The following is a 14256-nucleotide window of genomic DNA, read 5'->3' on the forward strand; positions in this document are numbered from 1 at the left end:
AGTATATCGCTTAGTATATGCAAAAAGCGATTATTTAACTACACTGAGATTATAATAGAAAAGAAAATTGATAGTGTAGCTTGAAAATCTTTCTTAAGAATTATTTTCTGAATTTACTGGAAATGAATAAGTTATTTAGAACTTATCGAGAAATAATAATAAAAAAATATCTTGGGGATAAAAAAGTCTCAAGACTTAAAAATTGCTAGATATTTATGTTACTAAAAATATTAATTCCTAATATTTTATTATAAATCGATTTAGATGATGATTTACTGGGCCACCGAGAACTTGAAAATGCAAACTATTTTAAAATATATCTTTCAATCAGCAAAAACGTATGCTATAATAGTCTTTGTTGATGCGGGTGTAGTTTAGTGGTAAAACCACAGCCTTCCAAGCTGTTGTCGCGAGTTCGATTCTCGTCACCCGCTTGTATATGTGAGTATAGTTAGTAAGATCTTCTTACTGGCTATTTTTTTATTATCAGTAATTTTGGTATAAATAAAAAGCAGCTCTACTATAATAGAGTAAGGCTACTTAAAAATAATCTTTATTAACAAGAGATACTATTCTTCTATTTCATAGGCTAAGTATTTATAAGCAAATTGGTATCCTAGTTTTTGTGCTAAACGCAAAGATATTTCAGTATGAGCATCCCAGCTTGGATATAGGCCTTGGTCAAGGCAAGTTATTATTAATTGAGAACAAGCAATTGTTGCTAATCCTCGTCTTTGAAAATCTGGATGTGTGGCAACTTCAATTTCAATTCCATTTTGATATGATGAAAAAGAACTAGCTCCCGCAACGATACTTTGGTCATTAATAATTACATAACCAAGTCCTAATTTTTTAAACTCATCATAGTTACTATAATTTCCTACCAAGTCAGTTGACCATTCTTTTTGTAAACATTGATCATATAAACTAGCATCAATTGAGTGCATTTGAAATTCTGGTGATAGTTTTTCAATGTTTAATTGGAGTTTGGGTGTATCAAAATTAGTATCCTTGAGGGTTGCATAACGCGTAAATTTTCTGACTTGATCACCACAATATCTCTCAATCATGTTAGCCCATTCTGTATTTTGGGGTACCATAATTAAATCAGAGCAAGCGTCAACGGCAGTAGTAATAAGGTTCAAATTAGGTTTTCCAGCAAAAAAAGAAAATGCTGAATTGATGCCTAGTATTGCTAATGCTGATTGAGGATTAGAATTATCATCAACAATAATTTGTCCCATAGTCCCATCTAAACATGACCAAATTATTGTTTGATCCCATCCAGTAAATAGGGAGTGAACCTTTTGCATAGTTTGTTCTTTCATAATTTTCGTATCCTTTCTGAATCTTTCTGTGTCTGTAATTTGAAACTTAATATTTTGATTGCAAAATTTTCTATATAATAGATTATCAGATTGTTTTGCTTATAAATCAACATTTGCATCATTCTTTATAGTAGAAACTGTTAGTGTACAATTATTATAACGTACTCATTTATTGACTATTTAATGAGTTTGACTATTACAAAATAATTTGATATTATACTTTAAGTGTGCATAAACTTTTAAAGAATTAATTGAAACCTTTAATATACATAACTTTAATAGTATAATTATGCCTGAGCAATAGTTTAAAGTATTGCAGATAATGATCGTTAATACTTTGAGAATGGGGCAGGTTGACTAGCGATCTGGCTCGCCTTTTTGCTTATGTTAAATTATTTTGAGAGGTGCTGCTTTTGGAAAACTTCGATTATTTACAAATGTTGGCTGGAGAACTTTACATAGCTCGTGATGTTGCTGAAGTATGTGATCCTCGCGAAGGACGTGAAATTACAAGGCAAATTAATCAAACTGATCGCAATGAAAGGGAGAAAATCAAGCGTTTAGTAGGAAAGATTGTAGCACACAAAGATAATAATTACTGGATAACACCACCTGTATATGTTGATTATGGGAAGCATATCACTGTGGGCAGCAATTTTTATTGTAATCTGGATTGCATTTTCCTTGATGTTAATAAAATTACAATTGGTGACAATGTTATGGTTGGACCAAGAGTGAGTTTCTATACAGCTGGTCATCCAACTGATGCAGAAATCAGAAATGAAGCGTTAGAATTTGGATTACCAATTACTGTAAAAAATAATGTCTGGATAGGTGGAAATGTTGTAATTCTACCAGGAGTAACAATCGGTAAAAATTCGATTGTCGCTGCTGGTGCGGTAGTTACAAAAGATGTACCTGACAATGTAATCGTTGGTGGCAATCCAGCTAGAGTTATTCGTGAAATAGGGGAAGCCGATAAGGCAAAGTGGGAACGAATGAAAGATACATATTATAGAAAGAAAAAAGAATTCGAGGAGAGATAATTTTGAATACAAGAAAAAATAGCTCAGATTTTCCTGTGCGTCGTTGGTATGGCGATGCTTTTGGGATTAGTGGAGCAGTCTTCTTATTAACATTATTACTAGTGATATTTAATGTAAAGGTATTTGTTAATTTTGAAGATAATATTACCGCTACTTTCCAATCTATGTTTGGTTTGCCAAAAATGGATTATAGTGGTGGATTATTAAACGATATCATGACATTTGTGGCATCTTATTTTGATACTAAGCCAATTATTGCAATCACAATTGTAGTGGGAATTGTATTGATTTTAAGACGCCAAATCAAAATAGGTATTTGGTTGATGTATGTTGTAGCAAGTGGTGGCATTATAGGGTTAGTTTTAAAAGCTTTGATCAAGCGTCCACGTCCACTTCATCATCTTCCAATTGATGATGGATATTCATTCCCAAGTGGACATTCTCTAGCAAGTACTTTATTGATTTGGGCAATCATCTTCGTTGTTCTTCCCTTAATCAAGAAGGAAAATGTTCGTAGAATTGTTGGTTGGTTGTTAGTCTTATTGTGGGTATTAATCTTATTCTCTAGACTATACTTTGCAGCTCATCACTTTGGCGATGTCCTAGGTGGCGTAAGTTTCTCACTTGCTTGGTTATGGTTGAATATGGCGTTATATCCCAAGATTTTTATGAGAAATTAGAAATTTAATTCAGGGTATATTTTTAAGGATCCTAAGAAAAAATTTTTCTTGGGATCCTTTTTATTTTGGCCTTAATGTTTGCATGATAATTTTTGGAATTGCTTATATGGTAAAATAATAGTAGGAAGTAATATTTTTTTGAATAATGGTAAATAATTATGAAAGGGGTTTATTATATGGATGATAAGTTAGTAAATTGGATTGCAGAATTACAAAGTATCGCACAAGCTGGTTTAACTTATGGTAAAGATGTTTATGATCGTGAACGTTATCAACGTATTAGAGAAATCACTGCTGAAATGATGGCAGCCAAAACTGGACTTTCATTGGAAAAAGTGACTGATTTGTTTTGTGGTGAAACTGGTTATCAAACGCCTAAAGTGGATACAAGAGCGGTTATTTTTAAAGATAACAAGATATTACTTGTACATGAGAGCGATGGTACTTGGTCTTTACCTGGTGGTTGGGTTGAATTTAATCTATCAATAAAGGAAAATACGATAAAAGAAATTCGTGAAGAAACAGGATTAGAGGCAACTGCAGAGAAAATAATCGCTATACATGACAGAAATAAGCATAATGTTCCTGAATATGTATATGGTGTCTGCAAGATTTTCGTTTTATGCCGAGTTCATGGTGGAGAATTTGTAAAGAATATCGAGACGACAGGTTTTGAATATTTTGCTGAAAATGAAATCCCTAATCTTGCTCTTGCTAAGAATAATGAAGAACAGGTAAAAATGTGTTTTCGTGCTTATAATGATCCGAATTGGGAAGTGGAGTTTGATTGATGTTTAATAAATTTTGGGGAAGAGACGTTGAAATAGTTGATATTGATGATAGAAAATGGATAGGTTATGTAGTAGGGATTGAGTCTCCTGCTGATTCAGATGATAATCAATGGTGGCTAGATGTAGAAGTGCCCGATCCTGGTTTTGAAACAGGTTTAGCGATATCAGAAAGTGAAATAAAGCAAATTAAAATTATAAATTAACTTATATGCATATATAGTAATTTCCGTACGATCTGCACAACTATCTAAGTATAACTTTATTATTGGCCGTCTTTTTGACGGTTATTTTATTGTTGTCATTTTTTAGATTGCAATTGCCCAACGAATAACTATAATTAGACTTAACATAAAGAGATGAATGTAGGTGGTTTAATGTATGACATTTTGGCAATCCAAAATAAATGGGTCAACAAGTTAGTTTGGCTTCGGCGGCGTGTTATTGTAAGAGCAGTGCAACGAACCTTACTATCCTTGTTTCCTTTTGCTCTTTTAGGAAGCATCGCCAGAGTTGTTTCAATTTCATTTTTATCAGACAAGGGGTTTATTAACAGTATTCTCGCGATGCCTAAATGGTTTCCGGATTTCCGTTTAGTAAAGCTATTATTCAATAACTTTGCGACCTTTACAATTGGCATTTTAGCTTTGCTAGCGGCATACTATTGTGCCAAATATACGGCTGAATTTTACCGAAAAGATCAGCAAGTAGCAGGTATTACAGGTTTGATCTCTTATTTATTCGTATGTATGGTAAATATTTCTGAAAATGGAGACGGTATTATTAATTTACCAGTAGACGCGATGATGTTAGGAGCAAACGGAATTCTTTTGGGCCTATTGGTTGGTTACATAACAGGACAAATTTTCCGAAAGTTCGGAGGCATTGATTTAAAAAAGGCTAAAAGTCATTCGCCAAATGTGTTAGAGAAAGCATTTAATTCACTTTTAGCAATTATACTTTCTTTTTTAGTAGCAATTGTCATTAATGGATTATTATATCTATTCTTTAGATATGGTATATACGATGCAATCGCTGATTATGTAACAAACATTTCCCTTAAACATAGCAATTTTTCAATGACGCTATTTGGAACTTTTGTAACAACAATTTTTGCCTGGTTAGGATTTAGTGGGCCTTATCAATATCGTTCATTTGTAGATGATAATACTTCTGTTGAAAATCTTAATTATGCATTGAAATATCACTCTGTTTGGGGTGTACCACATCCATTCTCAGAATATTCGCTCTACCACAGTTTTGGAACTTTTGGTGGAATTGGCTCAATTTTAGCTCTGATTGTAGCGATCTTAATTGTTTCTGGGGCAGGAAGCTATCGTCGCGTTGGTGTGTCTGGCCTAATACCAACACTATTTAATAGTGGGACTTCTGTTATGATAGGACTCCCAGTGATGTTTAATCCTTTATATTTAATACCGTTTATTCTTACTCCGATATTGAATATAGTAATTGCAGCTCTAGCTATTATTGCACATATTATGCCACCAGTTGTTTATCCAGTACCAATGGGGACACCTGGACCTTTAGTAGCTTTTATTGGTACTGGAGGAAATTTTGTAGCTCTAATAATTGGAGTTATTGTCTTTTTTATCGACATTATAGTCTATATTCCTTTTGTTAGACTGAACGAACAAATATGGTTGAAAATGCAATATATTTACTTGCAAGAAGAAAAGGAGGGCGAGTAAATGACTAAAAAACGAACAAGAATTATCTTATTTGTGACCTTAATTTTTATCATTCTACTCGCAATTCCTTCTTATTTTTGGACTAAGAGTAATATCAAAGAGTTAAATGCTTTCTATAACTCTAAACTTTCGCCGGTAATTATGATTCCAGGAAGTTCAGCCACAGAGAATAGATTTGATACTTTGGTAACAAAACTCAATCAACATACTAGAAATAAACATAGCTTGTTGAAGGTTAAAGTTTGGAATAATGGAAAAATTACCTATAAGGGTAAAATTAGGGCTAATGACAATGAACCAATTATTGTAGTGGGATTTGAAAATAATAAAGATGGTTATAGCAATATAAAGAAACAAGCACGCATGTTTAATCAAGCATTTGCAGCGTTGCAAGCTCGTTATAAGTTTAATAATTTTAAAGGGATTGGGCACTCTAATGGTGGATTAATATATACTGACTTCTTGGAACAGTATTTCAATGAGTATAGTCAAGTTGAGATTAAACGACTAATGACAATTGGTACACCGTATAATTTTGATGAAACGTCTATTTCTAATAAAACAGAAATGTTAGCAGACTTTATTGCAAATAGAGAAAGTATTCCAACCAATCTTACCGTTTATTCGGTGGCAGGGACTGAAACCTATGATTCTGATCGATTAGTACCGGAAAGTAGTGTTTCAGCTGGTAAATATATTTATCAAAAGCAAGTTAAGCATTTTACTGAAATAACTGTTACAGGAGAAGATGCAGAACACTCTGACTTGCCACAAAACGATGAAGTTGTAAGTTTGATTGAACGTTACATGCTTGATAATCAAAATCAAGGAATGAATCGAAAAGGAAAGAATCCACAAGATAACTTACAAAAACAAGATAAAAAAAAGATAGTTATGCCGGTTAAAAACTGGTATAACTATCTTTTTTTAGAAATAATAACTTTTTAAATGATTTTGAAAAATAAAGACAAACTAGATTACAACGAGCAAAAACAAATTTTGAATAATGCATAACAAAAGTTATTGAATTTTATTTCAAATATGCTATACTCTAAGCATTGAATAAAGTAAACATTGATGAAAAAGGGACTATTCATAAGGATAGATACAGCGAGTCTGGATAGTGTAAGCAGATGCTATTCTGAATAGTTTGGCGTTTTCGGAGTTTATACGAATTAAGTTGCTAGTTTAACTAGAAGTAGGGTGGAACCGCGATGACGAAAGATCGTCCCTATGTTAACCAGAGGCGTTGCATAGGAACGGTCTTTTTCTTATGCAACGAGTTTGATTAGCTTTCGAATCATTTATTCAAAGGAGTATTGTAATGACAAAGAAATTAGCATTGCAAGATATTATTTTAACGTTGCAACAATTTTGGGCTAAACAAGGCTGTATGTTGATGCAATCATATGATACTGAAAAAGGTGCCGGAACAATGAGTCCTTATACATTCTTAAGAGCTATTGGACCAGAACCATGGAATGTTGCCTATGTAGAACCATCACGTCGTCCTGCTGATGGTCGTTATGGTGATAACCCTAACCGTTTATATCAACATCACCAATTCCAAGTTTTGATGAAGCCATCTCCAAGTAACATTCAAGAACTTTACCTTGATAGTTTACGTGCCTTAGGTATTGAACCTAAAGAACATGATATTCGTTTCGTTGAAGATAACTGGGAAAATCCATCTATGGGTTGTGCCGGTGTTGGTTGGGAAGTATGGTTAGATGGAATGGAAATCACTCAATTTACTTACTTCCAACAAGTTGGTGGTTTAGAAGTTAAACCAGTTGCTGCCGAAGTAACATATGGTTTGGAACGTCTATCATCATATATTCAAGACGTAGATTCTGTTTATGATCTAGAATGGGCAGACGGTGTTAAGTACGGTGATATTTTCAAAGAACCTGAATATGAACATTCTAAGTATTCATTTGAAGAAAGTAACCAAGAAATGTTACTAAACTTATTTGATACATTTGAAACAGAAGCTAAGAAGCAACTTGCAAATGGACTAGTTCATCCAGCTTACGATTATATTTTGAAATGTAGTCATACTTTCAACTTACTTGATGCTCGTGGTGCAGTATCTGTAACAGAAAGAGCGGGTTACTTATCAAGAATTAGAAATATGGCTAAATCTGTAGCTAAAGTATTCGTAGCTGAAAGAAAGAAACTAGGTTACCCATTAATTAAAGATGAAAAACTAAGACAAGAGTTACTAAAGGAGGAAAAATAATGGCTCATACATTTTTACTAGAAATCGGACTAGAAGAAATACCAGCACATGTTGTTACTCCTAGTGTTAACCAATTAGTACAAAAGACAACAAAATTCTTAAAAGAACAAAGAATAGATTTTGATGAAGTTATCCCATATTCAACTCCACGTCGTTTGACAGTAAAAGTAACAGGCTTAGCTGATAAACAAGCTGACATTGAAGAAGAAGCTAAGGGACCTTCAAAGAAAATCGCTTTGGATGATGAAGGCAATTGGTCCAAAGCTGCTCAAGGTTTCGTTAGAGGCCAAGGCGTAACAGTTGACGATATCTTCTTTAAAGAATTAAAAGGTACAGAATACGTATATGTTAAGAAATTTATTCCTGGTAAGCCAGTTTCCGAAGTTTTAACAGGAATGAAAGATGTAGCGATGGACTTAAAATTCCCTACAATGATGCGTTGGGGATCTAATGATTTTGAATATGTTCGTCCAATTAAGTGGTTAGTAGCTTTATTAGATGATGAAGTAGTACCATTTGAAATTTTAGATATTAAAACAGGTCGTACAACTCAAGGACATCGTTTCTTAGGTGAAGCAGTTGACGTTCCATCAGCTGACAAGTACTTAGAAACATTAGAAACACAAAAAGTAATTGCTGATGCTGGGGTTAGAAAAGCAGAAATTCGTAAACAAATTGATGCTTTAGCAACTGAAAATAATTGGAACATTGTTGTTGATGAAGACTTATTAGAAGAAGTTAACAACTTAGTAGAATATCCAACAGTTTTTGCTGGCAAATTCAAAGAAGAATACTTGCAAGTGCCAAATGAAGTTTTAATTACTTCCATGAAAGATCATCAACGTTTCTTCTACGTAACAGATAAAGACGGTAACTTATTGCCAAACTTTGTATCTGTTAGAAACGGTAACAAGGATTACTTAGAAAATGTTGTAGCCGGCAATGAAAAAGTGTTAACTGCTCGTCTAGAAGATGCTAAGTTCTTCTATGAAGAAGATCAACAACATACAATTGCTGACTATGTTGAAAGATTAAAGAAAGTTATGTTCCATGATAAGATCGGTACTATCTATGAAAAGATGGAACGTGTAAATCTATTAGCTAAATTCCTTGGAAACAAGTTAGGCTTATCTGAAACTGAATTAAAAGATTTAGACAGAGCATCTATGATTTATAAGTTCGACTTAGTAACAGGTATGGTTGGTGAATTCTCTGAACTTCAAGGTATCATGGGTGAAATTTACGCTCGTTTACAAGGTGAAGATGATAATGTAAGTACTGCAATCCGTGAAGAATACATGCCAACAAGCTCTGAAGGCGAACTACCTCAAAGTAATGTAGGTGCAGTATTGTCAATTGCTGACAAATTAGACAGTATTCAATCATTCTTTGCTGCTAACATGATCCCAAGTGGTTCTAATGACCCATATGCATTACGTCGTCAAGCTTTAGGTATTATCAGAATTGCTTTAGATAAAGGTTGGGATATTTCCTTACCATTACTACATGAAGCAATTAACTATGCTTATGCTGAACGTGAAGACTTATATAAGAATACTCAACCAATTACTAATGTTTCAGAAACAGATTCATTTGTAATTGACAGATTAGCACAAGTATTAAGTGGAAATAAATTCCGTCGCGATATTCTAGATGCAGTAGTAGCCAGAGCTGATATGCCATTTATTCAAGCATTACAAGCTGCACAAGTTTTAAGTAAACATGCAGAAGATGATAACTTTAAAGAAGTTATTGAAGCTCTAACTCGTGTTACTCGTTTGGCTAAGAAAGCTCCAGAATTTGGTAGCGATGCTGTAATTGACAGTACTTTGTTTGAAAATGATACTGAAAAAGTTCTTGCTGATGAGTTCGCTAAGGTTAAAGCCGGTTATGGCGATGCAGAAATGAATGAAAAATTTGCTATTTTAAGTTCATTGAAAGACAGCATTACAGCTTACTTTGATGCTACTATGATTATGGCAGATGATGAAAAAGTTAAGAATAATAGATTATTGCAATTAGTTAAGATTGCTGAGTTAACAGAAGATTTCGGATCATTAGATAAATTAATTGTAAAATAATACACTTAACGATTTTCATAAATATGATATATAAGAGTTGAAAGGATTTTATGTGCCTTTCAACTTTTTTATTAATGAAAGTATTTTGCTTTACATTTACATAAAAATAGTTTATTATATATCTTGACTATACGCAGCGGGTGTAGTGCGCACTTTTTTGTTGAAGTGAGGTGAGTTAGATTGGCGAGATTAATTCCAGAAGCAACGATTGACGAACTAAGAAGTAATGTCAATATTTTAGATGTTATTAGTCAGTATGTACAATTGCATAAATCCGGTAAAAATTGGTTTGGAATCTGTCCTTTCCATTCAGAAAAGACACCATCATTCTCGGTAAATGAGCAAAAGCAAATTTTTCATTGTTTCTCTTGTCACCGTGGTGGGAATGTATTTAAATTCATTATGGAATTAGAGGGATTATCTTTTCCTGAATCAGTTCAAAGAGTTGCTGAATTAGCAAATTATGATTTAGGAATTTCCATAGATAATTCTGAAAATCAAAATGAAACTTCTGAAAATGGTAAAATTAGGAAATTATATAAGGAAACAACCAAGCTATATCACCATATTTTAGTTAATACAGTGTTGGGAGAACCTGCTTTAGAATATCTGCATAAACGTGGTATTAATGATGATTTAATCGAAGAATTTGAGATAGGATTTGCCCCTGAAAATGATATTTTAGAAGCCTTTTTTAAGGAGCAAAAATTATATGATTATCAGATTTTACGAAAATCAGGTCTTTTTATTGAAAGACAAAGTACAGAGCTTGTAGAAAGATTTAATGGTAGGGTAATGTTTCCTATTCGAGATACATCTGGACAAACGATTGCTTATTCAGGGAGATTGTTAGAGAAAAGAGATGATGCTCCTAAATATTTGAATTCTCCAGAAACTGCTATTTTTAATAAACGTAAAGTTTTATTCAATTTTGATAAAGCAAAAGGTATTATTCGACGTGAAAAAGAAGCAATTTTATTTGAAGGTTTTATGGATGTAATAGCAGCTTATCGATCTGGTGTTAAAAATGGGATAGCATCTATGGGAACAAGCTTAACTGATGAACAAATCTATGCTTTAGATCGAGTAACTTCGCATTTAGTAATTTGCTATGACGGCGATAATGCAGGACAAAATGCAACCAAACGCGCCCTAGAAATTATTGAACCAACTGGGAAATTTAGCTTAGAAGTTATTAAAATTCCTGAAAAATTGGATCCTGATGAATTTACAAAAAAGTATGGTAGTGAAAAGTTCGTTGAATTAGCTCGAAATGATCGTAAAAGCCCATTAGAATTTTATCTAAGTTATTACGAACAAGATAGGAATCTAAATAATGAAAATGATCAACTAGAATACATTCGTGATATTTTGCAAGAAATCGCAAAAGTTAGAGATCCTTTGGAACAAGATTTATATCTGAATCGTTTAGCACAAAGATTCAACGTCGCCAAAGAAAATCTAGACTCACAACTTAGACAAATTCGTGAGAGAATATTTGCTCAAAGAGCTGAAAAGCAAGAAGAACAAAGTTATCAGGCTCAGCAAATACCTAGGACAGTCATCCAGAAAAATGAAGTACAACATTTTTCAAAGGCAGAGAAAGCAGAGCGCTTATTATTATATCGAATGTTACATGATAAAAATGTTTGGTTGAGAATTAATGGTATACCAGATTTCAATTTTATTCATGAAAACTATCAAGTCATCTATAATCTGAGTGAGGCATATTTTGACACACATGATGAGTATGAGGTTGCCGATTTCTTAGATTTTATCAATGAAGATGGATTACGCCAAGTTGTAGTTACATTGGAGATGGGTGACTATGCTGATGAGGTAAGCGAGCAAGAAATTAATGATTGTTTGAGTTTGATAATGAGCCAAACACCATTAGAGGATAAAATAGAAAAAGTTCAAACTGAAATGTTAGAAGCAAAACGTCAAAATGACACGGCAAAAATAACCAAGCTAACAATGGACTTGATTTCTTTATTAAAAGAACAACAAAATGCTAAGTCATTAACAATATAGGAGGAATTTATCTTGGCAAAAGAAATTTTAAAAAATAACCCTGCATTCACAAAAGCTTTACGTGATTTAATTCGTGAATATAAGCCACAAAAACAAGTTAATTATAAGGTACTTACAGATAAGTTAGTTACACCATTTAAGTTGAATGCAGATCAAATGGATCAATTGATTGGTTCTATTGAAGATAGAGGGATTTCTGTTGTTGATGAAAATGGTGAACCAAGTGCTCACAGTTTGAAGGCAGCTACAAAAGAAGCAGAAAAGGCAGAAAATGACAAAGATGTTTCCGCACCATCTGGCGTTAAGATTAATGACCCTGTACGTATGTACTTAAAAGAAATTGGACGAGTAAACTTGTTGACTGCTGACGAAGAAGTAGCTTTAGCTTTAAAGATTGAAGAAGGAGATCAAGAAGCTAAGCAACGTTTGGCAGAAGCTAACTTACGTTTGGTAGTTTCTATTGCTAAGCGTTATGTAGGTCGTGGTATGTCCTTCTTAGATTTAATTCAAGAAGGTAACATGGGGCTTATGAAAGCTGTTGAAAAGTTTGATTATCGCAAAGGATTTAAATTTTCAACATATGCAACATGGTGGATCAGACAAGCAATTACTCGTGCTATCGCTGATCAAGCACGTACAATTCGTATTCCAGTACACATGGTTGAAACAATCAATAAGTTAATTAGAATTCAACGCCAAATGTTACAAGACTTGGGTCGTGAACCAATGCCTGAAGAAATTGGTGCTGAAATGGACATGCCAACTGAAAAGGTACGTGAAATCCTAAAAATTGCTCAAGAACCAGTATCATTAGAAACTCCTATTGGTGAAGAGGATGATTCTCACTTGGGAGATTTCATTGAAGATCAAGATGCAACAAGTCCAGCTGAACATGCAGCTTATGAATTGTTAAAAGAACAACTTGAAAGTGTATTAGACACATTAACAGATAGAGAAGAGAATGTTTTACGTCTACGCTTTGGTTTAGATGATGGACGCACAAGAACACTTGAAGAAGTAGGTAAAGTGTTTGGTGTTACTCGTGAACGTATCCGTCAAATTGAAGCTAAAGCATTAAGAAAATTACGTCATCCATCTCGTTCTAAGCAATTAAAGGACTTCTTAGAATAAAAACTAAATAACAGATATAGATAAATTGTAGACTCTCTTTGGAATAGACACATTAATGTAACAAACTTAGTCGTCTATTCTGAAGGGAGTTTTTGTTTGTTAAAAGGTGGAAAACATATAACAAAATAGATTAAAAAAACAATGCAACTATAAATTAATTAAAAATAAAATATTTCTATCATACAAACACAACAACAACTTTATTAATTAATATCTATAAAATAATTATATATCTTAAATATCTATTAGTTAGAGTTTATAAAAAACTGTACAAAATATTAAAAATATGTTCATTTTTTCTTAAGACAGGTATATAATTAGTCTATCTTGAAATCGTAAACAAGGGGGGGAGATTTATTGAAACATAAATATCATATTAAAAAAGTGACAGTATCACTTTTAGCACTTATTTGCCTATTCGTATTATCAATTCAAGCAGTTCAAGCAGATCCTTGGTGGAAAGAGGGCGGTGATTGGGACTGGAGCTACAACAATGGAGCTCGTTGGTCTATTGAAGATTATTTCAAAACTAATGAAGATGATGCTATAAGAATAGGTAACAGTCACTTTCAAGATTGGAATGATTATCCAGCTAACTACTGGTATTCAGGCTTTGATAGCTATAAAACTAAGTTTACAGTTGATGATAGAAATGCATATGGCTATGTTCAAAGTAATAGCAATGGATATATTCCTTCAGAAAACTATTTCATTACGGTAAATGGACATCAATACTCCGTTAGCATTGGAGATGCTTCATTTAAGAATAAAAACAAAATTCTATTTTCTCCAATTGATACTAGTTGGTTAGATTATGGTGAACGGCATTATGTAACTCTAGAAGTAAGAAGCAAAAATACTAAGTATCATACTTACGTTGTTGATGGCGGCTATCTTTACAAGAGTCCTTACAGTGGTAAGGTTTATCTAGAATTTGCGGTACCATTTAATGATTTTGGAGAATATGGCGAAGATGTTAATCGATCTACTACATGGAACTTCAATCAAAAAGACAATTATGGTGACGGAATTGACTTTGAAGGAGCAAGTACTTTAGCTATAATTCCGGTTGTATTTGCTGTAATTTTTGTAGGTATTGGGTTACGTAAAAACAAAAAATATTTATCGAATTTGAGAAAAGTTAAAATTAATTAACTTGGAAAGGACGTTCGTATAAAAATAAGCTAAAGTTGTTTGGCTTATTTTTTATACAATAT

At 33.1% G+C, this 14256-nt stretch carries 12 protein-coding genes and 1 tRNA gene; 12 read left to right on the top strand and 1 reads right to left on the bottom strand.

Annotation, left to right across the window (positions count from 1 at the left end; translation table 11 throughout):
• Positions 1-363 precede the first annotated feature (363 nt).
• Positions 364-434: transfer RNA gene (locus FC55_RS00005), tRNA-Gly, on the top strand.
• Between the two features lie 135 nt (positions 435-569).
• Here FC55_RS00005 and FC55_RS00010 read toward each other — a convergent pair.
• Positions 570-1328, bottom strand: a complete 759-nt coding sequence (locus FC55_RS00010) for a GNAT family N-acetyltransferase (protein ID WP_003700289.1) — start codon at positions 1326-1328, stop codon at positions 570-572.
• Between the two features lie 413 nt (positions 1329-1741).
• On the opposite strand from FC55_RS00010, the gene FC55_RS00015 reads away from it, so the two are divergent.
• From FC55_RS00015 to FC55_RS00065, 11 genes are all read left to right on the top strand, one after another.
• On the top strand, positions 1742-2374 hold the full coding sequence (locus tag FC55_RS00015) for a sugar O-acetyltransferase (RefSeq protein WP_003700287.1): 633 nt from the start codon (positions 1742-1744) through the stop codon (positions 2372-2374).
• Positions 2375-2376: 2 nt separating this feature from the next.
• Complete coding sequence (locus FC55_RS00020; RefSeq protein WP_003700286.1) at positions 2377-3054, top strand: phosphatase PAP2 family protein; 678 nt, start codon at positions 2377-2379, stop codon at positions 3052-3054.
• Between the two features lie 176 nt (positions 3055-3230).
• Positions 3231-3845 (top strand): NUDIX hydrolase N-terminal domain-containing protein, encoded by a 615-nt coding sequence (locus tag FC55_RS00025; RefSeq protein ID WP_035149793.1) that lies wholly within the window; start codon positions 3231-3233, stop codon positions 3843-3845.
• Positions 3845-4048 carry a hypothetical protein gene (locus FC55_RS00030; protein ID WP_003700283.1) on the top strand — a complete coding sequence of 68 codons (204 nt, stop codon included), beginning with the start codon at positions 3845-3847 and terminating at the stop codon, positions 4046-4048. The genes FC55_RS00025 and FC55_RS00030 overlap by 1 nt, the downstream gene beginning before the upstream one ends.
• 171 nt (positions 4049-4219) lie before the next feature.
• A complete protein-coding gene (locus FC55_RS00035) occupies positions 4220-5551 on the top strand; it encodes a PTS transporter subunit EIIC (protein WP_035149789.1) in 1332 nt (443 codons plus the stop codon).
• A complete protein-coding gene (locus tag FC55_RS00040; protein ID WP_003700280.1) occupies positions 5552-6499 on the top strand; it encodes an alpha/beta hydrolase in 948 nt (315 codons plus the stop codon).
• Between the two features lie 376 nt (positions 6500-6875).
• Positions 6876-7793, top strand: a complete 918-nt coding sequence (gene glyQ / locus FC55_RS00045; protein ID WP_003700278.1) for a glycine--tRNA ligase subunit alpha — start codon at positions 6876-6878, stop codon at positions 7791-7793.
• Complete coding sequence (glyS, locus tag FC55_RS00050) at positions 7793-9874, top strand: glycine--tRNA ligase subunit beta (RefSeq protein ID WP_003700276.1); 2082 nt, start codon at positions 7793-7795, stop codon at positions 9872-9874. The genes glyQ and glyS overlap by 1 nt, the downstream gene beginning before the upstream one ends.
• Positions 9875-10054: 180 nt before the next feature.
• Entirely contained in the window at positions 10055-11908 is a 1854-nt protein-coding gene (gene dnaG / locus FC55_RS00055) for a DNA primase (RefSeq protein WP_003700275.1), read from the top strand.
• A gap of 24 nt (positions 11909-11932) precedes the next feature.
• The gene (gene rpoD / locus FC55_RS00060; protein WP_035149914.1) at positions 11933-13039 is read left to right on the top strand and encodes an RNA polymerase sigma factor RpoD; all 1107 of its coding nucleotides are present in this window, start codon (positions 11933-11935) and stop codon (positions 13037-13039) included.
• A 357-nt stretch (positions 13040-13396) separates the two neighbouring features.
• Complete coding sequence (locus FC55_RS00065; protein WP_003700272.1) at positions 13397-14194, top strand: Firmicu-CTERM sorting domain-containing protein; 798 nt, start codon at positions 13397-13399, stop codon at positions 14192-14194.
• The last annotated feature ends 62 nt before the right edge of the window (positions 14195-14256 follow it).

This window comes from Ligilactobacillus salivarius DSM 20555 = ATCC 11741 (assembly GCF_001435955.1).
Taxonomy (GTDB): Bacteria; Bacillota; Bacilli; order Lactobacillales; family Lactobacillaceae; genus Ligilactobacillus; species Ligilactobacillus salivarius.